The sequence below is a fragment of the Streptomyces sp. L2 genome (assembly GCF_004124325.1).
Lineage (GTDB): Bacteria > Actinomycetota > Actinomycetes > Streptomycetales > Streptomycetaceae > Streptomyces.
Genome location: NZ_QBDT01000001.1, coordinates 579320 through 601063 on the forward strand (window position 1 = coordinate 579320; position 21744 = coordinate 601063).

The 21744-nt window shown below is 71.7% G+C and carries 11 protein-coding genes; 7 read left to right on the forward strand and 4 right to left on the reverse strand.

All coding sequences use genetic code 11. The features are described from left to right. Positions 1-115: 115 nt before the first annotated feature. The 4 genes from DBP14_RS36615 to DBP14_RS02635 all read left to right on the forward strand — a co-directional run bounded on the left by DBP14_RS36615 (position 116) and on the right by DBP14_RS02635 (position 14359). Positions 116-6670 (forward strand): protein kinase, encoded by a 6555-nt coding sequence (locus tag DBP14_RS36615; protein ID WP_241740773.1) that lies wholly within the window; start codon positions 116-118, stop codon positions 6668-6670. 71 nt (positions 6671-6741) lie between these two features. Next, on the forward strand, positions 6742-9699 hold the full coding sequence (locus DBP14_RS02625) for a DEAD/DEAH box helicase (RefSeq protein WP_129305433.1): 2958 nt from the start codon (positions 6742-6744) through the stop codon (positions 9697-9699). Further along, a complete protein-coding gene (locus DBP14_RS02630; protein WP_129305434.1) occupies positions 9699-13817 on the forward strand; it encodes a DNA methyltransferase in 4119 nt (1372 codons plus the stop codon). The genes DBP14_RS02625 and DBP14_RS02630 overlap by 1 nt, the downstream gene beginning before the upstream one ends. Positions 13818-13990: 173 nt before the next feature. Further along, complete coding sequence (locus DBP14_RS02635) at positions 13991-14359, forward strand: hypothetical protein (protein ID WP_241741153.1); 369 nt, start codon at positions 13991-13993, stop codon at positions 14357-14359. 46 nt (positions 14360-14405) lie between these two features. Here DBP14_RS02635 and DBP14_RS02640 read toward each other — a convergent pair whose 3' ends face one another. Together DBP14_RS02640 and DBP14_RS02645 are read right to left on the reverse strand one after the other, a co-directional pair. After that, positions 14406-14597: a DUF397 domain-containing protein gene (locus tag DBP14_RS02640; RefSeq protein WP_129305436.1), complete on the reverse strand. Its 192-nt coding sequence runs from the start codon at positions 14595-14597 to the stop codon at positions 14406-14408. Then, entirely contained in the window at positions 14594-15493 is a 900-nt protein-coding gene (locus DBP14_RS02645) for a helix-turn-helix transcriptional regulator (RefSeq protein WP_129305437.1), read from the reverse strand. Before DBP14_RS02645 ends, DBP14_RS02640 begins: the two co-directional genes overlap by 4 nt. 191 nt (positions 15494-15684) lie before the next feature. Here DBP14_RS02645 and DBP14_RS02650 point away from each other — a divergent pair, with 191 nt between their 5' ends. Then, complete coding sequence (locus DBP14_RS02650; RefSeq protein ID WP_129305438.1) at positions 15685-16161, forward strand: ATP-binding protein; 477 nt, start codon at positions 15685-15687, stop codon at positions 16159-16161. A 40-nt stretch (positions 16162-16201) separates the two neighbouring features. On the opposite strand, the gene DBP14_RS02655 is transcribed toward DBP14_RS02650, so the two are convergent. Both DBP14_RS02655 and DBP14_RS36620 read right to left on the reverse strand, forming a co-directional pair. Continuing rightward, on the reverse strand, positions 16202-17518 hold the full coding sequence (locus DBP14_RS02655) for a hypothetical protein (RefSeq protein ID WP_129305439.1): 1317 nt from the start codon (positions 17516-17518) through the stop codon (positions 16202-16204). A gap of 51 nt (positions 17519-17569) precedes the next feature. Further along, complete coding sequence (locus DBP14_RS36620) at positions 17570-18010, reverse strand: hypothetical protein (RefSeq protein ID WP_241740774.1); 441 nt, start codon at positions 18008-18010, stop codon at positions 17570-17572. Positions 18011-18608: 598 nt separating this feature from the next. On the opposite strand from DBP14_RS36620, the gene DBP14_RS02665 reads away from it, so the two are divergent. Together DBP14_RS02665 and DBP14_RS02670 are read left to right on the forward strand one after the other, a co-directional pair. Continuing rightward, the gene (locus DBP14_RS02665; protein ID WP_129305440.1) at positions 18609-20462 is read left to right on the forward strand and encodes an AAA family ATPase; all 1854 of its coding nucleotides are present in this window, start codon (positions 18609-18611) and stop codon (positions 20460-20462) included. After that, positions 20459-21712, forward strand: a complete 1254-nt coding sequence (locus DBP14_RS02670) for a restriction endonuclease (protein WP_129305441.1) — start codon at positions 20459-20461, stop codon at positions 21710-21712. The genes DBP14_RS02665 and DBP14_RS02670 overlap by 4 nt, the downstream gene beginning before the upstream one ends. Positions 21713-21744: the final 32 nt, after the last annotated feature.

The window sequence follows — 21744 nt, forward strand, 5'->3', positions numbered from 1 at the left end:
ACCCACCCTGTTGACAACGTCAACACACATGCACCATCGTCGTCAACGACCAAAGGTGTACTCTCCTGCGGGATACACCTATCGTGCACAGGGCGGGCGAAATCGGGGAGGGGCCGTGAGCCGGGAGACGGTCGCGGGACGGTTCCGGATCACGGGGATCGTGGGGCGCGGGAACATGGGCGAGGTGCACCGCGCCGAGGACCTCCATGCCGCGCCGGACTCCCCGCACCGCGAGGTGGCGGTCAAGACGGTGCTGCGCGGCCGGACCGGGATCTCGGTCGACACCTCGGGGTCCGGCAAGGAGGTCGACCGCTTCCGCCGCGAGGTGCGGATCATGCGGATGCTCTCCCAGGGGCACCCGAACCTCACCCTCCTCCTCGACGGCGGCGTGGACGAGGCGCCGGACGGCGGCGCCGGTCTGCCCTATCTGGCGATGGAGCTGCTGGACGGCCATCCGCTCGCGGACCTCGTCGACGAGGAGCCGCAGCTCCCGGTCTCCTGGGCCGCCGCCATCGGGGCGCAGCTCGCCTCCGGACTCGCCGCCGCGCACACCGCGGGGGTCGTGCACCGCGATCTGAAGCCGGCGAATGTGATGCTCACCGGCGACGGCACGGCGAAGATCCTCGACTTCGGCATGGGCACGATCGTCGACGATCCCGACCAGACGCGGCTGACCAGCACGGGCGTCAGCGTGGGCACGGCCCGCTACATGGCGCCGGAGCAGTTCCGCGCCGAGCGGGTCTCCGCCCCGGCCGACCTGTACGCGCTCGGCTGCATCCTGTACGAGATGCTGATCGGCCGGCCGCCGTTCTCCGCCCGGACCCCGTTCGAGCTGGCCGGGCAGCACCAGCACGAGCGTCCGCCCCGGCTGACCCTCGTCCGTCCGGACCTGCCGCCCGAACTGGTCCGGCTGGTGGACCGGCTGCTGGAGAAGGACGCCGAACTTCGGCCGGAGAACGCGGAGTTGGTACGGGAGGCGCTGGTCCCGCTCGCGCTCGCCCCGGACGGCACGGCCGCCCTGCTCGCCCCGCACTGGCAGGTGATGGACCCGGTGGCGCGGCTGCGCGCCCTGCTCCCGGAGCCCGCCCCCGCGGCCCCGGCGCCCGCACCGCGCCGGGAGCCGCGGCTGCCCGAGGCGATGGACGTCTTCGGCATCCACGCCGACCTGATCGGCGAGTACGCGAGCTTCACGCAGAGCGCGACGGTCATCCGGGACGCCCGGATCGCCGGCTTCGTCGAGGACGACCTGGCGGCGAAGTCGCAGTGGCCCGACCCGTGGCTGTCGCTGAACCCGTTCTTCGCCGACGGCGGCCAGGTCACCGACCTCGTGCGGGACGGCGTGCTGCACCCGAGGTGCGCGGAGATCTTCCAGGCCGGCAAGCGGGAGACCTCCCCGCGCCCGGACGGCCGCCCGCTCACCTTCCACCTGCACCAGCGGCAGGCGATCGAGGCCGCGCAGGCGGGCGACTCCTACGTGCTCACCACCGGCACCGGTTCCGGCAAGTCGCTGTCGTACATCGTGCCGATCGTGGACCGGGTGCTGAAGGAGCGCGAGGCGGCCGGCCCGGACGCGGGCGGCCGGGTGCGCGCGATCGTCGTGTACCCGATGAACGCGCTGGCCAACTCGCAGCTCGGCGAGCTGGAGAAGTACCTGCGGCACGGTTTCGGGAAGGGCCGCGAGCCGGTCACGTTCGCCCGCTACACCGGCCAGGAGACCAGCGAGGAGCGGCGCGAGCTGCGCCGGAACCCGCCGGACATCCTGCTCACCAACTACGTGATGCTGGAGCTGATGCTGACCCGGCCGGACGACCGGTCCAGCCTGATCCGCATGGCGGAGGGGCTGCGGTTCCTCGTCTTCGACGAGCTGCACACCTACCGGGGCCGGCAGGGCGCGGACGTGGCGTTTCTGATCCGCCGGGTCCGGGAGGCCTGCCGGGCGTCGGCGGACCTGCAGTGCGTCGGCACGTCGGCGACCATGTCCACGGAAGGGTCCTGGGAGGACCAGCGGCGCGAGGTGGCCAAGGTCGCCGGCCGGCTGTTCGGTACGACGGTGCTGCCGAAGCGGGTGATCGGCGAGACCCTGGTCCGGGCGACCGACGAGGTGCCCGAGTCGGTGCCGGAGGAGCGGCTGCGGGTGCCGGCGGCGCCCCGCTCGTACGAGGCGCTGACGAAGGACCCACTGGCCCGCTGGGTGGAGTCCCGGTTCGGTCTGGAGCGTGAGGCGGGCACGGGGCGGCTGCGCCGGCGCGCCCCGGAGACGGTCGAGGTGGCGGCGGCCGAGCTGGCCGATGCCTCCGGGGTGGCCGAGGAGAGCGTGCGGGAGGCGATCCGGACGACTCTGGAGGCGGGCGCGCAGGCCAAGCACCCGCTGACCGAGCGGCCCCTGTTCGCGTTCCGGCTGCACCAGTTCCTGTCCAAGGGCGACACCGTCTACACGACTCTTCAGGACCCGCTCACCCGGCCGCTCACCCGCACCTACCAGCTGGAGCAGCCGGACAGCGACGGCAAGCCGCTGTTCCCGCTGGCGTTCTGCCGAGAGTGCGGGCAGGAGTACCTGACGGTGTGGCGCACCGAGAAGAACGGCGCGTTCCGGTACGAGCCGCGCCGCGACACCTCGGCGTCCGGGGGCCGCGAGGGCGAGGGCTATCTGTACCTGGGCATGCCCGGCCAGGACTACGAGTGGCCGGCCGATCCGCAGAAGGCCGTGGACGACCGGCGGCTGCCGGAGTCGTGGCTGGAGCCGGACACCCAGGGCGTGATGGCCGTCCGCAAGTCGTACCGGCCCCGCGTGCCCAAGCGGGTCGTGGTGGACGCGTACGGCGACGAGTCGGGCGGGGGTCCGGTGGCCGCGTACGGCGGTGGGTCGGGCGAGGGCCTGGTGCGCGCGTACGGCGGTGAGTCCGGCGAGGGCCTGGTGCGCGCGTACGGCGGTGAGTCCGGCGAGGGCCTGGTGCGCGCGTACGGCGGTGAGTCCGGCGAGGGCCTGGTGCGCGCGTACGGCGGTGAGTCCGGCGAGGGCCTGGTGGCCGCGTTCGTGCCCGCGCCGTTCCTGTTCTGCGTGCACTGCCAGGTCTCCTACGAGCAGACGCGCGGCCGGGACTTCGCCAAGCTGGCCACGCTGGACCAGGAGGGCCGCTCCTCGGCGACGTCGCTGATCTCGGCGTCGATCGTGAAGTCGCTGCGGGCGGTGCCCGAGGAGAGCCTGGGCAAGGAGGCGCGCAAGCTCCTCACGTTCGTCGACAACCGGCAGGACGCCTCCCTCCAGGCCGGGCACTTCAACGACTTCGCTCAGGTGACGCAGTTGCGCGGCGCCCTGTACCAGGCGGCGGTGCGGGCCGGTGCGGAGGGCCTGCGCCACGACGACCTCGCCGAGGCCGTCACCGAGGTGATGGGGCTCGCGCCGCGCGCGTACGCGTCGGGCACGGATCTGCCGCCGTCGCTGGAGCGGCGGGCCGCGAAGGCGTTCCGGGACGTGGTCGGGTACCGCCTGTACCGGGACCTGGAGCGCGGCTGGCGCATCACCATGCCGAACCTGGAGCAGACGGGGCTGCTGCGGATCGACTACGAGGACCTGGACTGGATCGCCGCGCACGGCGAACGGTGGGCGGAGACGCACGCGGTGCTGCGCGACGCCGACCCGGCGCTGCGCGAGGAGGTCGCGCGTACGCTGCTGGACCACCTGCGGCGGGGTCTCGCCATCGACGTGCAGTACTTCCGGGACGACTTCGACACGTTGCAGCGGGCGAGCGAGGAGCGGCTGGCCGGTCCGTGGGTGCTGGGCGAGAGCGACCGGCCGGCGGTGGGCACCGCCTACCCGTACGGTTCGCGGCCGGGCATGGAGCGTTCGGCGCTGTTCCTGTCGGCGCGGGGCAAGTTCGGCAAGTACCTGCGGCGGAACATGCCCGAGCTGCGCGCGCCGGACGCGTCGCTGGAGGACGTGCAGAAGGTCATCGAGGATCTGCTGAGGGTGCTGCGCGACGCCGAGCTGGTGCGGGAGGTGGAGGCGGCCCCCGAGCGGTCCGGCCCGGCGTTCCGCCGGCGGCCGGCGGAGAAGCGCACCGGGTTCCGGGTGTCGGCGGCGTGCCTGGTCTGGCGGGCCGGGGACGGGGTGCGGGGCGCGGTCGACCCGCTGGCCCGCACCTACAGCAGCGGCGAGGGCCCGCGCGTCAACTCGTTCTTCCGCGACCTGTACCGCTCGGCGGCGGCCGAGCTGGCCGGCCTGTACGCGCGGGAGCACACCGCGCAGGTCACCCCGGAGGACCGGCTGGAGCGCGAGCGGCGGTTCCGTGCCGCCGAACTGCCGCTGCTGTACTGCTCGCCGACGATGGAGCTGGGCGTGGACATCTCCTCGCTCAACGCGGTGATGATGCGCAACGTGCCGCCGACCCCGGCGAACTACGCGCAGCGCTCGGGCCGGGCGGGCCGCTCCGGGCAGCCCGCGCTGGTGACGACGTACTGCGCGACGGGCAACAGCCACGACCAGTACTACTTCCGCCGCTCGCAGGACATGGTGGCGGGGCAGGTGGCCCCGCCGCGCCTGGACCTCGCCAACGAGGACCTGGTCCGCTCCCATCTCCAGGGCATCTGGCTGGCGGAGACCGGCATGAAGCTGGGCACCGCGATCCCGGACGTCGTCGACGTCGCCTACGACCCGGACGGCGGCGACCGCCCGGACCCGCGGATGGCGTTGCCGCTGCTGCCCGGCATCCGCGACCTGTCCCTGGACGAGGACGCGCGCCGGCGTGCGGTGGCCGCCGCCCGAAGCGTCCTCGCGCCGCTGCTCACGGACTTCGAGGCGACCACCTGGTGGTACGACGAGTGGATCGAGGACCGGATCGCGCGGGCCCCCGCCGAGTTTGACGCCTCCTTCGACCGGTGGCGCGATCTGTTCCGGGCGGCTGTCCTCGACCAGTACGAGCAGAACAAGCGGGTCGTCGACCACACCCTGTCCCCCGGTGAGCAGGGCCGGGCGCGCACCCGCCGCCGGGAGGCGGAGACGCAGACGAACCTGCTGCTGAACCGCTCCGTGGACAGCAAGTCGGTGATGAGCGACTTCAATCCGTACCGCTATCTGGCGTCCGAGGGGTTCCTGCCGGGCTACAGCTTCCCCCGGCTGCCGCTGGCCGCGTACATCCCGCGCTCGGGCAACCGCCGCAACGCGGACGGGGATTACCTCCAGCGGCCGCGCTTCCTCGCGATCCGCGAGTTCGGTCCCGGCGCGCTGATCTACCACGAGGGCGCCCGCTACCAGGTCACGCGGGTGCAGTTGCCGCCGGACACCTCGGGCGATCTGGCGACGGCGGAGGCCAGGCGGTGCGACGGCTGCGGCTACCACCACGAGGTCAGGGCCGGCTCCGACCTGTGCGCGATGTGCGGTGAGACGCTGACCGGGAAGCGCACCGGCCTCCTGCACCTGCACACCGTGTACACCACGCCGCGCGAGCGGATCTCCTCCGACGAGGAGGAGCGCCGCCGCGCCGGTTTCCGCCTGGAGGTGTCGTACGCCTTCCAGGACCACGGCGTCCGCAAGGGCCGCCTCACCTCGCACGTCGCGGACGACGGCGGGGCGCCGGTCCTCGACCTGGACTACGGCGACTCGGCGACGGTCCGCATCACGAACCTGGGCCGGGTCCGCGACAAGGAGGGCGAGCCGGACGGCTACTGGCTGGACCTGGGTGACGGCCGCTGGCTCAACGACCGGGCCGCCGCGGACGCCATCGAGGGCACCGGTATGCCGGTGGTCGACGAGGACGGCAACGAGAAGCGGCGCAAGAAGCGGGTCCTGCCCTATGTGGAGGACCGGCGCAACATCCTCGTCGTCACCCTGGACGAGCCGCAGCCCGAGCCGGTCGCCCTGTCCTTCCTGTACGCGCTGGAGCGGGGCGTCGAGGCGGCGTTCGAGCTGGAGGACTCCGAGCTGACGGCGGAGCTGCTGCCGCCGGACGAGGGTCCGCGCCGCCGCATGCTGTTCACAGAGGCGGCCGAGGGCGGGGCCGGTGTGCTGCGCCGGATCCAGCACGACAAGGACGCCCTGGCCCGCGCGGCCCGCACCGCGCTGGACATCTGCCACTTCGACCCGGACACCGGCGCGGACCTGGGCGGCCCGGCGGACGGCGAGAAGTGCGCCCGCGGCTGCTACGCCTGCCTGCTGACCTACGCCAACCAGACGCACCACCGCGAGCTGAGCCGGCACGCGGCGCTGCCGCTGCTGCTGCGGCTGGCCGGCGCCCGCACCGAGCCGGAGGACCGCGGCGAGTCCCGCAGCGAGCGGTTCCGCAGGCTCGCCCCGGCGGCCGAGGGTGCCGGCACCGCCGCCGGGCAGGCGGCCCCGGAGCAGTCGCCGACCCCGGTGGAGGCGGACCTGGCCGAACTGGTCGCCCGCGGTGATCTGCTGGGCTGGCTGCGGGCGAAGGGCTACCGCCCGCCGGACGAGGTCAAGGCCTTCGTCGCCGAGGCGGCGGCCTGCCCCGACCTGGTCTTCCGCCTGGACGGGGTGAGTCTCGCCGTGTTCGTCGACCTCCCCGGCCACCCCGCCGACTCCACGCGCGACACGGAGGCCGGCTACCGCCTGGAGGAGGCCGGCTGGGACGTCCTGCGCTTCCCCGCCGACGCGGACGCGGACTGGGACACCATCGTCGAGCACAACCGCGGCTATTTCGACGCCCGTTGACCACACACGTCCCCCCAGCTCTCCCAACGCCCCGCCCACCGACGACTCGACCCGAGGAACCGATACATCCCATGAGCCTCACGTACACGGCCGGTTCGCTCGTCGCCGCCCGCGGCCGGGAATGGGTGGTGCTGCCCGAGAGCGCCCCCGGCATGCTGGTGCTGCGCCCGCTGGGCGGGAGCGAGGACGACATCGCGGCCGTCTTCCCCTCGTTCGAGGAGGTGCGCCCCGCCGAGTTCGCCGCGCCGAGCCCCGACGACCTGGGCGACCAGCGCGCCGCCGGTCTGCTGCGCACCGCGCTGCGCATCGGGTTCCGCTCGGGCGCGGGCCCGTTCCGCTCGCTGGCGTCGATCGCCGTGGAGCCCCGCGCCTACCAGCTGGTGCCGCTGCTGATGGCGCTGCGGCAGCGCACCGTACGGCTGCTGATCTCCGACGACGTCGGCATCGGCAAGACGGTCGAGGCGGGTCTGATCGCCAAGGAGCTGCTCGCGCAGGGCGAGGCGACCCGGTTGGGCGTGCTGTGCTCCCCGGCGCTGGCCGAGCAGTGGCAGGGTGAGCTGCGGGAGAAGTTCGGCATCGACGCCGAACTGGTCCTGGCCTCCACGGTGTCACGTCTGGAGCGCGATCTGGAGCTGGGCCAGTCCCTGTTCGACAGGCACCCGTTCACGATCATCTCGACGGACTTCATCAAGTCGACCCGGCACCGCGAGGACTTCGTCAAGCACTGCCCGGACCTGGTGATCGTCGACGAGGCGCACACCTGTGTGGCCGCCGACGACCCCGCGCAGGGCGGCGCGTCCTCCGCCGGCCAGCTCCGCTACGAGCTGCTGCGCAGGGTCTCCGCCGACGCCGACCGCCATCTGCTGCTGCTCACGGCGACCCCGCACTCCGGCAAGGAGTCCGCGTTCCGCAACCTCCTCGGCCTGGTGCGGCCCGAGCTGGCCACGCTGGACCTGGAGACGCCGGCCGGGCGGGCCAGGCTCGCCGAGCACTTCGTGGCCCGCAAACGCGCCGACGTCCGCGACTATCTGACCCGGGAGGACGGCCTCGCCGACGACTCCCTGGCCGAGCGGACCGCGTTCCCCTCCGACCGCTGGACGAAGGACGAGCCGTACAAGCTGACGCCCGCCTACCGGGCGCTGCTCGACGACGCCATCGCCTACGCCCGCGACCGCGTCGAGGCGGCCGGCGAGCAGGGCCGGCGGGAGGCCAGGGTCGCCTGGTGGTCGGTGATCGCGCTGCTGCGTTCCATGGTGTCCTCCCCGGCCGCCGCCGCGCAGACCCTGAAGACGCGCTCCGAGTCCGCCGCCGCCCGCACCGCGCACGAGGCGGACCTGCTCGGCGCCCCGGTGGCCGCCGACTCGGCCGACACCGACCGGCTGGAGGGCATGGACGTCGCGCCGGGCGCCGCCGAGTCGGAGGACGCGGGCGCCCGCCTGCTCGAACTCGCCGAGCGGGCCGGTCAGTTGACCGGACCCGCGGAGGACGCGAAGCTGAAGGCGCTGACCCGGCACCTGAAGCACCTGATCGCCGAGGGCTACCACCCGATCGTCTTCTGCCGCTACATCCCGACCGCCGAGTATCTCGCCGAGCAGCTCGACGGCAAGCTCGGCAAGAAGACGAAGATCGCCGCCGTGACGGGCACGCTCTCCCCGCAGCAGCGCCTGGAGCGCATCGAGCAGCTCGCCGTGGAGGCCGCGGAGGAGGGCGACCCGGCCGTCCGCCGCGTCCTGATCGCCACCGACTGCCTCTCGGAGGGCGTGAACCTCCAGCACCACTTCGACGCCGTCGTCCACTACGACCTCGCCTGGAACCCGACCCGCCACGACCAGCGGGAGGGCCGGGTCGACCGCTACGGGCAGAAGCGCGACCAGGTCCGTGTCATCACCATGTATGGCGAGGACAACGGTATCGACGGCAAGGTCCTGGAGGTGCTGTTCAAGAAGCACCGGCAGATCAAGAAGGACCTGGGCATCTCCGTCTCGGTGCCCGACGAGACCGCCTCCGGCGTGACCGACGCCGTGGTGGAGTGGCTGCTGCTGCACGGCCGGCAGGGCAGCCAGGAGAGCCTGTTCGAGATGGACGGGCACCAGGAGTCCCTGGACCGGATCGAGCGGGAGTGGAGTTCGGCGGCCGAGCGGGAGAAGACGTCCCGTTCCAAGTACGCGCAGCGGGCCATCCACCCGGAGGAGGTGGCCCGCGAGGTCGCCGCCGTACGGGCCGCGCTGGGCGGCGCGGACGAGGTCTGCGGCTTCGCCCTGGAGGCGCTGCGCGACCTGGACGCCCTGGTCCGCGACCCGCACGGCGGCGGCGACTTCACCGCGCGGGTCGGCGGCACCCCGGCCGGTCTGCGGGACGCGCTGGCAGCCGTCCTCGGCAACCGGCTGGTGGAGGAGGACCGCGAGATCCCGTTCCGCGCCACCCCTGCGATCGCGCGCGGCGAGGCCGCCCTGGTCCGCACCGACCCGGCGATCGGCGCCGTCGCGTCCTACGTCCTGGACTCGGCGCTGGACGTGAACGCGCTCGGCCCCCGCCCGGCCCGCCGCTGCGGCGTGGTCACCACGGACGCGGTCACCACCCTCACCACGCTGCTCCTGGTCCGCTACCGCTTCCACCTCACCCTGCCGTCCCGCACCGGCGAGCGGCAGCTGGTCGCGGAGGACGCCCGCCTGCTCGCCTACGAGGGCCTGCCCGCGCGCGCCCGCTGGCTCGACGACGACTCGGCTACGGCGCTCCTCGCGGCCCGCGCCACCGCCAACACCCATGAGCTGGCCGCCCGCAGGGCCATCTCCCGCGCCCTGGACGGCCTGCCGGGCCTCGCCGACCATCTCACCGAGTACGGCACCCGCCTGGCCGCCGAACTCGACGCCTCGCACCGCAGGGTCCGCAAGGCCAACGAGGAGATCGTCCGCGGCCTGAAGGTCGTCCCGCAGGAACCGGCCGACGTCCTCGGCGTGTACGTGTACGTGCCGCCGCAGCCCGTCTCCCCCGCCGCGCCCGCCTCTACCGTGTCCGGAGCCGAAGCCTGATGTCCGCCGCCACCCGCACCGCCCTGGCCTTCACCGCCGTCACCACGGTCGGCGGACTGCTCCCCGCCGACATGCTGCTGCGCGTCGCCGAGGCCCGGAACCTGCCCGGCACCAAGTCCGCCGACTACGGCCTGCCCGCCTCCGTCCCCGTGCGCGACGAGGCCGAGCGCGCCTGGGAGTACCTCAAGCCGCTCTGGCGCGACCTGCGCGCCGCCCTGCCCGCCGACCCGGTCACGGGCGCGCCCGCCGCCGACCCGACCGGCCGGGCCGGCACCGACTGGCTCGCCCAACTGTTCCGCAAGCTGGACTTCGGCGCGCTGACGGAGGTCGGCCCGGCGGGCGTCCCGGCCGACTCCGACCCGGAGAAGCGGTTCCCCGTCTCCCACCGGCACGGCCCCGCCCTGGTCCATCTCCTGCCCTGGAACCAGGAGCTGGACAAGCGTCCGGCGGCCGGCCAGGTCCCGGCCCAGTCCATGCTCCAGGACTGCCTCAACCGTACCGAGACCCACCTGTGGGCGGCCCTCACCAACGGCCGCCGCCTGCGCCTGCTGCGCGACTCGTCGTCCTTCGCGACGGCCGCCTACGTCGACTTCGACCTCGAAGCCATCTTCGACGGCGAGCTGTTCAGCGAGTTCGTGCTGCTGTACTGCGTCCTGCACGCGTCCCGGTTCGCCGTCCCGGAGGGTACGGCTCCTTCCGGCTGCTGGCTGGAGAAGTGGCGCGCGGAAGCGGTCACGTCGGGTGCCCGCGCCCTGGACCAGCTCCGGCTGGGCGTGCAGAACGCCCTCACCGTGCTCGGCACCGGCTTCCTGCGCCACCCGGACAACGCCCGGCTGCGCGAGGACGTCGACCCGAAGGCCCTCCGGGACGCTTTGCTACGCCTGGTGTACCGCTTGCTGTTCGTCTTCGTCGCCGAGGACCGCGACGCCCTTCTCAACCCGGGGGCCAGTGACCCGCAACGGCAGGCGTACGAACGGTACTTCTCCTCGGCGAGGCTGCGCGAGCGCGCCCGCCGCAGGCAGGGTACGGCCCACGGCGACCAGTACGAGGCACTGCGCATCGTCTTCGAGGCGCTCGGCCAGGAGGGCGGACGCACCGAGCTGGCCCTGCCCGGCCTCGGCGGCCTGTTCTCCCCCACGAAGGCCGACGCCCCGCTCGATGGCCTGAAGCTGTCCAACGAGTCCCTGCTCGCCGCCGTACGGCACCTCGCCCAGGTACGTGATCCTGGCGCGCGGCGCTGGCGTGCGGTGGACTACCGCCACTTGGACGCGGAGGAACTCGGCTCGGTCTACGAGTCCCTGCTGGAGCTGGAGCCGAAGCACTCTGCGACGGACCGTTCTTTCGAGTTGATTGAGGTGGCAGGCAACAGCCGCAAGACGACCGGCAGTTACTACACCCCCTCCTCCCTCATCGAGTGCCTGCTCGACACGACGCTCGACCCGGTGATCGACGACGCCGTCAAGCGCGGCGAACAGCGCGCGACCCAGGCCGGCCGTCCCGACCCGGCCGACGACATCGTGAACGAGCTGCTGTCCCTCACGGTCTGCGACCCGGCCTGTGGTTCCGGGCACTTCCTCGTCGCCTCGGCCCGCCGCATCGCCAAGCGGGTGGCGTCGGTACGGGAGCACAACCCCGAGCCGACGGTCGACGCGGTACGGCACGCCCTGCACGAGGTCGTCGCGCGCTGCATCTACGGGGTCGACCTCAACCCGATGGCCGTGGAGCTGGCCAAGGTCTCCCTGTGGCTGGAGGCCCTTGAGCCCGGCAAGCCGCTCGGCTTCCTGGACGCCCACGTGAAGCACGGCAACGGGCTCATCGGCGCGACCCCGAAGCTGCTCGCGGAGGGCGTTCCCGACGACGCCTTCAAGCCGATCGAGGGGGATGACAAGAAGTACGCGGCCGGGCTCGTCAAGCGGAACAAGGCCCAGCGGGGCGGCCAGGACGAGCTGCTGTTCGACGCGGATGCGTTGCCGGGTAACGACGCCTATGCCGCCGAGCTGGCCCGCATCACGGCCGCCCCGGCTGACGTTCTGGAACAGGTGCGGGCTCAGGAGACCGCGTATCGGGCTTACGTCGAGTCCACGGCGTACGTGCAGGATCTACATGCTGCTGATGCTTGGTGCGCGGCGTTTGTGTGGCCCAAGCGGGAGGGGGCTCCGGAAGCGCCGACTGACCAGGTTTTTCGTGCGCTGCGGGGGCGTGATCAGTCGGCGGTGCCGGATGCGACGCATGAGGAGATCTTGCGGCTTCGGGATCAGTACAGCTTCTTTCACTGGCATCTGGAGTTTCCGGAGGTGTTCGCTGTCCCGGAGTCCGGGGTTGGCGTTCAGCCGGGTACCGGGTGGGCTGGGGGGTTTGCTGCGGTGGTGGGGAATCCTCCGTGGGAGCGGGTCAAGCTCCAGGAGCAGGAGTTCTTTGCTCAGCGTTCGCCTGAGATCGCCGAGGCGAAGAACGCGGCGGCTCGCAAGAAGCTCATCGCTGCACTGCGCGACGACCCGGATGGGGCACGCTTGTTCGCCGAGTTCGGGGATGCCAAGCGTCGAGCGGAGGGTGAGAGTCATTTCCTGCGCGTGAGCAACCGGTTCCCTCTGACGGGGCGGGGCGACATCAACACGTACGCGGTCTTCGCGGAGACGGACCGCACGCTCACGGGCTCGCGCGGCCGAACGGGCGTGATCGTCCCGACGGGGATCGCTACGGATGCGACGACACAGTTCTTCTTCAAGGACCTGGTCACCAAGGGGCACTTGGCCGCGCTCTACGGTTTCGAGAACGAGGAGAAGGTCTTCCCGGGCGTCCACCACAGCGTGAACTTCGCTTTGTTCTGCATGGCGGGCTCGGGCTCGCCCGACTCCCCGATCTCCATCGCCTTCCGTGTCCGCCAGGTGACGCAGATCGCCGAGCGCGCTTACGCCCTGACCGGCCGCGACATCCAGCTCCTCAACCCGAACACCGGGACATGCCCCGTTTTCCGCGACCGCCGCGACGCCGAGATCACCCTCGGTATCTATCGTCGCGTCCCGGTTCTGATTGAGGAGGCCAAGGGTGCGGCAGGCAACCCGTGGAGCATGACCTTCATGCGCATGTTTGACATGTCCAACGACTCCCATCTCTTCCGCCCCGCCGCCCAAAATGGCGAATCCTTCGAGGAGCTACTGAAGACGGGCTGGGAGCTGGACGGCAATGTCTTGGTGCGCGGTGAGGAGCGCCTATTGCCGCTGAATGAGGCGAAGATGCTGCACCACTACGATCATCGCTTCTCCACGTACGAGGGTGCGACCGAGAAACAGCTCGCTGTGGGCACGCTGCCCCGGCTGACGCTCGACCAGCAGCAGGACCCTGCCACGACGTCACTGCCCCGCTATTGGGTTCCCGAACGGGATGTCTCTACTGGTGAGTTCGATAGGAACGGCGGAGAGGTCAAGATTCCCGGCGTGCGCAGCCGTCTGTCCGCCAAGGGGTGGGACCGGGACTGGCTGATGGGGTGGCGGGACATCTGCCGGGTCAGCGACGAGCGCACGATGATCGCATTCGTGTTTCCGCGCGTTGCAGCACCTGATGGCACCCTGCTCATGCTTCCTCAGGCCGGGCCAGTCGCGGGGCTCATGGCCTGCTTGTCTTCTTTCATCCTAGATTTCGCCACACGCCAAAAGAGCGGTGGTACCCACCTCAAGTTCTTCACGACTTCTCAACTCCCCGTCATTACACCCGGGCAGATCACCCCCCACTCCGACTTTGTCACCTCGCGCCTCCTCGAACTCACCTACACGGCCCACGACATGGCCCCCTTCGCGCGCGACCTTGGTGACACCGGCGCACCATTCCGCTGGGACGAAACCCGCCGTGCCGTGATCCGCGCCGAGTTGGATGCCCTCTTCTTCCACCTTTACGGGATCGACCGGGACGACACCGCGTACATCCTGGACACCTTCAACGTCACCCGGGACAAGGACATCAAGGCGCACGGCGAGTACCGCACCAAGACGCTGATCCTCGCCGAGTACGACCGTATGGCCGCCGCCGGCCTGACCCTGGAGACCCCGCTCACCGAGGGCGAGTCCGGCACCTACCGCTCCACCCTCACCCCGCCCCCCGGTCAGGGCCCCCGCCACGACTGACCCGCTCCTCATTCAAGAAGGCACCGCACGTGGTACGCGTTAACCAGACCAGCAACTCCCGCTCGACCGTCGTCCTGAGTTCAGGGACGGACTGGGGTACGCGTGCCGCTGTGCAGCGGCGGAGCAGTGGGGCGGAGTCCCCCATACCCCGGCGGCAGCCGGCGAAGATCAAGGTGTTGCAGCAGACGATCGGCGTGGCACGCGCGGCGATCGCAGGCAAGCGCTGGCACCAGGCGCGCTACGCGCTCAGCCGGGCTCGGGCTCTCCTCAACGCGCTCCCCGCCGACGTGGCCGTACAGGAGCGCGAGCAGCTTTCGGCGCTCCGCAAGAAGTACGCGGCGCGGAACACGCCGGCCGGGCAGAACGCCAGGAACTCGAAGGTCGCGCCCGCCAAGGGTACGGCCAAGAAGAAGCCCGCCCCGAAGAAGGCGGCGGAGAAGCCGAAGCCCGCGCCCGCGCGCGAACTCGGTGACCGTCTCATCAACCGAGCAGCCCTCGGCTACACGGCCGCCGATGAGACGAAGCGTCCCCGGACGCGGTGAGGGTGTGCCATCCACCGCTCCGGCGGACGGCACACCCTCGAACCGCTCAGCACTCCGACGCGAACCGCACGAACTGCCCCCAGCCCTCGCGGCCCACCGCGAACGCCGGACGGCTCACGTCCTTGGAGTCCCGCACATGGACGGCCTGTTCGGCGATCGCGACCTCTACGCAGTCATCTCCCTCGCTGCCGCTGTAGCTCGACTTGAACCAGGACAGATCTGCCGTACCGCTAGTCATAGCTCTCCTCGCAGTCGCTCCAGCAACGCCCTGGATTCCGTGGGGCTCAGGGCCTGCGACCGCAGTGTTTCATAGCGTTGACAGATCACACTCACTTCTTTCGGGTCGGAGATCAGCCGCCCGTTCTTCTGGCCCTCGGAGTACCCCAGCCGCTGGCCCGACGGAGTCTCCAGAATTCGCACAGGCCCATCCAGGCACGGGTGCAGTCCTGCCTCCAACGGCACGACCTGGAACGTCACGTTGCGCGGGGCGGTCAGCTCCAGGACGTGGTCGTACAGTCCGCGCATCGCCTCCGCGTCACCGAACCGCCTTCGGAACACATGCTCCTCGACGATGAAGCTGAACGGCACTGTAGGCCGCTCTCGCATCATCGTCTGCCGTTCCATTCGCGCGGTGAGCTGGGCCTCAAGCTCGTCATCCGTCCGGGGCGGGACCGTGCCCTCGAACACCGCCCGTGCATAGGCCCGTGACTGCAACAAGCCCGGAACCAGCCTGCACTCATACGTGCACAGGCTCACCGCCTCCCGCTCCAGCGCTGCCCACCGCCGGAACCAGGCCGCGAACCCCGCCTCACCCCGCGTGAGATGACGGGACGCTTTCCGCAACGCACCCGTGTTGCCAAGCGGTTCCTCGGCTCGCTCCACGAACGCCTTGTCCGGCATCCGGCGGCCCAGCTCCACCGATTCCACGGTGTGCTTGGAGTACCGTACCCACGCCCCGAGTTCCTCACGGCTCAGGCCCGCGTGCTCGCGGAGTGCCTGGACGACCGCGCCGAACGTCCGCAGACTGTCCGAGGGCTGCGGCTCCCGCTCCCACTCCCCTGCCGGAGCCGGCGTCGGTCCGGCGCCTCCCGCCACGCGCTCGACCTCGGCCGCGCCCCCGTCGACGATGTCCATCCGCCGCCCTCTTTCCGTGCTCAGCACTCGTGCTCGTACCCGGACCGACGACAGCTCCGCGCTGCCGTCGAGGTCACCACACAGCGTGACGGAGTCGACGGCGTACTGTCCACCGATTGTGCCCGTACGCTCACACCGCGTACGGGGCACTTCCCTCGCACTCGCCCGTGCACGAGCGCCACCCTGGCCCCATGAATCACGCGACTCCCCAAGTCGGTGCACAGGTGGGCACCTTCACGCAACTGCTGTCCTCGACGCGGCGCGGCGCCCGGCTCGCCCGGCTGCTGGGTGTGGCCGAGCTGCGCACCTGGGGCGTACCGGAGGCCCTCACCGAGCGTGCCGAACTGGTGGTCGCGGAGCTGGCCGCCAACGCCGTACTGCACGGCAGGGTGTCCGGCCGCTGCTTCCGGCTGACCCTTCGATTCGACCCAGCGGACGGCCGTCTCCGCGTCGAAGTGAGCGACGCCCGCGGAGATCTGCCCCCGCTGAGCCTTCCGTTGGACGACGACGCCGACACGCTCCGCACCGGCGGGCGCGGTCTGGCGCTCGTCGCCGCCCTCGCCGACCGCGTGGCCTGCGTCCCGTACCCGCCCAGCGGCAAGACCGTCCGGGCCGAACTGCTGCATGTCGCCGCCCACTTGGACCCGGCCGGCAAGACCTCGATGTGATCGGTCGACGTGGAGGCCCTACCGGACGAGCGCACCCTCCCTACGCGGCCAGGGCGGGGAACACGACCACCGAGCCGTCCTTGTCGCGGGCCATCTCGATCGCCACGTCCGTCGCCCGGCCGTCGGCCGTGACGCCGTCGCCCAGCCGGTGCAGCCGGTGTGCCGCGCGCATCAGACGCTCGACCTCAGCGACCGTGAGGACGGGCCGCAATCCGCTCGGGCGGGTCAGTTCCAGTGCCGACAGGCGTACCAGCACACCGGTGATGCCCGCCTCCAGTTCGTCGATGCGCTGCTGGTCGCGCTGGAGGGCGCGGGTGAAGTGCTGGAACGGGTTGCCGGGTTCGGCCTGAGCGCGTTCCACGGCCTGGAGGACGACGACCCGCCGCATCAGGGCGATGGCCAGCGAGGCGAGTTCGAGGTGGGTTCGGAAGACACCGCCGTCGTCGTCGATGCCGGGAAACGGCTTGGTCAGCGTCGCGAGTTCGACGGCCTTGCCCTCGGGCAGTGCGTCGAGCGCGGCCTGCCATCGGCCGAGGCGAATACCGGCTTTGCCCAGTGCCTTGTCGAGGGCGTGCACCGCCGAGTCGAGTCCCAGCGAGACTCCGAGCTTGCCCTCGTCGAGCAGAATGGCCGTGGCCTTGTCGATGGCGGCACGGCAGCCGTTGAGTTCGCTCAGCTCGTCGTCGAGCTTGTCCTGCTTGAGCTCCTCCAGCAGCTCCGTGATGTGCTCGATGGCCTGCTCGCGCTTGCGGTCGGCGTGCGCGCTCACTCCCACGGCCACGGCCATGAGCACGAGCGGCGCGGCCACGGTCAGCGCAGCGCTACCGCCGACCGCGATACCCGCTGTGGCACCGGCTCCACCCGCAGCACCGGCCGCCCCCACCGCCGCCGTTCCACCGACCGGCACGAACGTCGCCTTACCGGCGAACTTGCCCGCCGCGTCCACGAAATCACCGTAGAACCCGCCGCCCGCCTTCGGCACCAAAGGGCGCACGAGGCCCTTCCCGAGCTGGGTCGCAACCTTCGCGGGCACCACAACGCGACACAGAATCTCACCGGAACCGGTAGCTCTGGCCGTCGTGAGGGAACTTCGCGACGCCTGCGTGATGAACTGCGACAAGTGCGTCGCCAAGGGACTCGCCGCGTCGAGCGGGATTCCCCGGCTCCGGTCGATCTTGTCGGGCAGGGGATGTACCTCCAGCGTGACGATCGGCTCGTCGGCCAGTGCGGCCAGCACCCCGCGCAGTTCGGCCAGGCGCTCGGCGGTCATCGACTCGCCTGCCGGCAGGACCGGCGCCCGGACGTCGGCGGTGGCCAGCGTCCACACGGGCACGGTCGTCTTGCGGTCGTCACTCATTCTCTTCGTCTCCCCTTGTCTTCCCACCTGCTCCTGAATTCTGTCGTGCCGTCAGCGCGTCCGCACCCACCCCTCCAAACCCGTCAGGTGCCTGGGCGGCCGGCTTCCCCGCCAGCCCAGCACCAGCCGCTCCCTGGCACTGGTGATCATGACGTAGTAGGCCATGCGGAGAGCCGCCTCCGTCGGGTCGGTGGCGGATTCGGACTCGGCGTCGGCGATGACGACGGTGTCGAAGTCGAGGCCCTTGGCGCTGGCGCGGTGGACGACGACACCGGGGCGGGCGAGGTCGAGGTCGCGGTAGCGGCCCGCAGAGGCGGTGGAGCTGTAGAGCTGGGGCTCGCGGGCGAGGCCCGCGCGTTCCAGGCGCCGCATCAGGTCGGCCGCCATACGCAGGGAGTTGACGATGACGCCAACGCGGTCCTGCGGGTGCCGTGCCGCCAGGGTGGTGATGTCGTCGGCGAGGTCCTTGCCGTCGGCGTAGTGGCGGACCACGGGCAGGGAGCCGCTGCGGGAGGGAAGGCGGGGCGTGGCGGTGCCGCCGGTGCGGAAGTGTTCGGCGAGGGAGGCGAATCTCTCGGGTGTTGCGGTGGTTGCCCGCGATGTCGGCGCGGCTGGTGGAGCGGCCGAGGGTGCCGGTGATCTCGTCGAGGGTGGAGTTGGTGTCGGTGAGACGCTGGCACTCGTCGGCGAAGTCGGTAACGGAGGCGGCGGCCAGGCGGGCCGTCCGGTAGAACCCCGGGGCCCGGCGGGTTTGACGACGCACGGCGGCGGGTTCCGGCACGGAGGTCGCGCACCTCTTCCTGCGCACGGGCTTCACGTGCAGTCCGACGGCAACTCCGCCTCGATCATGCGCCGTCTGGCCTCGGCCGTCGACTCCCCACCCATAGTGCCCCCCACCTGAGCGTCGAGCGCCCGGTGTTTCGGCGGTGAACCGGCCGGGCACATCCATCACATTACAGCGAGCGCGTTGACATCGTCAACAGACCAGGCACTCCTGTTTACTTGTTCGAGGAGGGTCCATTGACGGCGTCAACGGGTAAGGTGAGCGCGTCGCAGGCCCGCTCCCCCCTCCCCTCCAGGAAGGTCGCCCATGCCGCAGCTCGACCGGCTTCCCGGCACACCCGAGTTCCGCATCAAGCTGCCCAAGGGCGGCGGCGAGGCCCGCGGGTACCTGCTCAAGGAGTTCGGCGGCAACGGCACGCACAAGTTCCTTCTGCTGAAGGGCTCTTCGGTGGCCGCCGAGGCGTGGCCGGGGCTCGGCGACCACGCGCGCCGTACGCGTGCGGTACTGCGGGCGGACGGCGGCCTCGCCGACGCTCCCGCCGGTCCCGATACCTCCGCGGGTCCCGGCGCACCGTCGCACTGGACGGCGGTCCGGGACATCGCATGCAACTCCTCCTCGGCCGCCGCCGCCCTGGTCTACGGCTACGACGCCTCCGGGCCGGAGTCCTGGCGCACCGCCGAGGGGCATCCACTCGCCGACTACCTGTCCACCGGCTGGCGCCCGCCACGCAAGGCCTGGCTGGTCCGCGGCTCCAACGTCTCGGGGCACAACCTGGTACGGCGGCTGTGGCTGGAGGAGGGGCTCGTCTCGCTCGCGGGCGCGCATCTGCCGCCCCTGGAGGAGGCCGAGCCCACCAAGAGCACGCTGCGCCGCTTCGTCGAGGAGGGGTACGAAGGGGCGGCCTCGTACCACCAGAAGCGGGGCCTCGTCGACGAACTGCACGCCTTCCTCACGCAGATGCGCGTCAATGACACGGTGGCCGCCATCGCCGACGGCCGGCTGTACGCCGGGCGGATCACCGGCGAGGCCGTGCGGACCGCGTCCCCGGGCGGGCTGTCCGACTTCCGGCGGTCCGTCGCCTGGTCACCGCACGGGCACCCGTACGAGGAACTGCCGGAGGAAGTACAGCAGAAGCTGTCCGTACAGCATGACGTCGTCGACCTGACCGGGGTCCTGGAGGCACTCGACGCGCTCACCGGGTTCGCCGGGTCCGCAGGGTTCGTCGAGGGCTCGGAGGCAGTGGCGGACGGCGGCACCGACGGCGAATCCACCGCCGTACGGCCGGTGCAGCGGGAGCTGACCCTGCCGGACGTCACCGGCGAACTCGCCGCCGACCTCCTCGTCCACGACCGGGCCTGGCTGGAGGAGATACGGGAACTGCTTCTCGACGAGCGCCAGTTGGTGCTGTACGGGCCGCCGGGTACCGGCAAGACGTACCTGGCGATGAAGCTCGCCGAGTACTTCGGCGGCGGACCCGAGCAGGTCAAGATCGTGCAGTTCCATCCGTCGTACGCCTACGAGGACTTCTTCGAGGGCTTCCGGCCCGTGGAGGACCCCGAGACGCGGGAGGTGGCGTTCCGGCTGACGGCGGGCCCGCTCCGGGAACTCGCCGACCTCGCCTCCCGCGAGGGCAACCGGCACGTCCCACACTTCCTCGTCATCGACGAGATCAACCGCGCGAACCTGGCGAAGGTCTTCGGCGAGCTGTACTTCCTCCTGGAGTACCGGACGAAGTCCGTGCGCCTGACCTACTCGGGGGACGACTTCGCGCTCCCGCCCAGCCTGTTCGTGATCGGCACGATGAACACCGCCGACCGGTCCATCGCCCTGGTCGACGCGGCGATGCGGCGGCGCTTCGCGTTCGTGGAGCTGTCCCCGCGCACCGAGCCGACCGCCGGACTCCTCGCGCGCTGGCTGGCCCGCGAGGGCAAGGACCCGGAGCCGGCCAGGCTGCTGGACGCGCTCAACTCCCTCATCGGCGACGCCGACTTCGCGATCGGGCCGTCGTACCTGATGAAGCCCGGCGTGTACCGCGACGGCGGACTGGCCAGGACCTGGCGTACGAAGATCCTGCCGCTGCTGGAGGAGCACCACTACGGCGAGGGTCTGGACGTCCCCGCCCGCTACGGCCTCGACGCGCTGCGCGAGCGACTGCCGTGACCACACTGGACGTGACGTTGCGCGAGTACGGGCCCGCCGTCTCCGTGCCGCTGGACGCCGCCGCGGGGCGGGCCCTGGCTGCCTCCGGTGTCCTGCGGAGCGCCACTCCCGACCCCGAGCGCGCCGGGCACTGGCTGCTGCGCGCGGGCAGCCGCGTCGGCGCCCTGCGCACGCCCGGCGGGCACGTCGTACGGATCATGCCCAAGACGCCCGTACGGCGGCTGTTCTTCCTCCTCGGCTTCAGCCTCGACCCGGCCCGCGCCTGGCGCGACGGCCGGGAGGGCACCGTGGACACCGGCGCGTACGACGACGTCGTGCCCGCGCTCGCGCACGCCGTGGAGCGCCAGGTGGACGCGGCGCTGCGGCAGGGCGTCCTCCAGGGCTACCGGGAGGTGCGGGAGTCCGCGCTCGTGGTGCGCGGGCGGCTGCGCGAGGCCGAGCAGATCCGGCGGCACTTCGGCCGGACGCCGCCCGCCGAGATCGCCTACGACGCGTACACCGCCGACACCGCCGAGAACCGCCTGCTGCGCGCCGCCACCGAGCGGCTGCTGCGGCTGCCGGGCGTGCCCGGACCCGTGCGGCGGCGCCTCGCCCACCAGCGGGTGCGGCTCGCGGACGCGGCCCCTCTCATACGCGGGCAGGAGCTGCCGCGCTGGCAGCCCTCGCGCCTGAACTCCCGCTACCAGCCCGCCCTGCGGCTCGCCGAGGCCGTTCTGCGCGGGACGTCTCCCGAGCACCGGCCGCCCGGCGCGGACCCGCTCGCCGTGGACGGGTTCCTGCTCGACATGAACCAGCTCTTCGAGGACTTCGTCGCGGTGGCCCTGCGGGAGGCCCTGCGAGAGCACGGCCTGACCGCACGCCTCCAGGACCCGCACCACCTCGACACCGCGGGCGACCTGCGCATCCGTCCGGACCTGGTCGTCCGCAGCGGTGACGGCCGCACGCCGGTCGCCGTCGTGGACGCCAAGTACAAGGTGGAGAAGGCCGACGGCGCCCCTCACGCCGACCTGTACCAGGCCCTCGCCTACGCCACCGTCCTCGGCCTGCGCGAGGCGCACCTGGTGTACGCGGCCGGGCAGCGGGCCGAGCGCTTCCACGAGGTGCGGGGAACGGCCGCCGCTCCGGGCGGCCGGGGCACGCGGCTGTACCGGCACAGCCTCGACCTGTCCCGGGACCCGGACCACCTGCTGGCCGCCGTCCGGCACATCGCCGGGCGGCTGACCGGAGATCGCCCGGCCCCCCGCTCATGAGAACCCGTCAGGCTCATGAAAGTCCGTCCGGC

Excerpts from the sequence above, each read along its gene's own strand:
- DBP14_RS02655 (WP_129305439.1), bottom strand. The coding sequence starts at position 17,518 with ATGAGTGACGACCGCAAGACGACCGTGCCCGTGTGGACGCTGGCCACC.
- DBP14_RS02650 (WP_129305438.1), top strand. The coding sequence starts at position 15,685 with ATGAATCACGCGACTCCCCAAGTCGGTGCACAGGTGGGCACCTTCACG.
- DBP14_RS02630 (WP_129305434.1), top strand. The coding sequence starts at position 9,699 with ATGTCCGCCGCCACCCGCACCGCCCTGGCCTTCACCGCCGTCACCACG.
- DBP14_RS02625 (WP_129305433.1), top strand. The coding sequence starts at position 6,742 with ATGAGCCTCACGTACACGGCCGGTTCGCTCGTCGCCGCCCGCGGCCGG.
- DBP14_RS02665 (WP_129305440.1), top strand. The coding sequence starts at position 18,609 with ATGCCGCAGCTCGACCGGCTTCCCGGCACACCCGAGTTCCGCATCAAG.
- DBP14_RS02640 (WP_129305436.1), bottom strand. The coding sequence starts at position 14,597 with ATGACTAGCGGTACGGCAGATCTGTCCTGGTTCAAGTCGAGCTACAGC.
- DBP14_RS02645 (WP_129305437.1), bottom strand. The coding sequence starts at position 15,493 with ATGGACATCGTCGACGGGGGCGCGGCCGAGGTCGAGCGCGTGGCGGGA.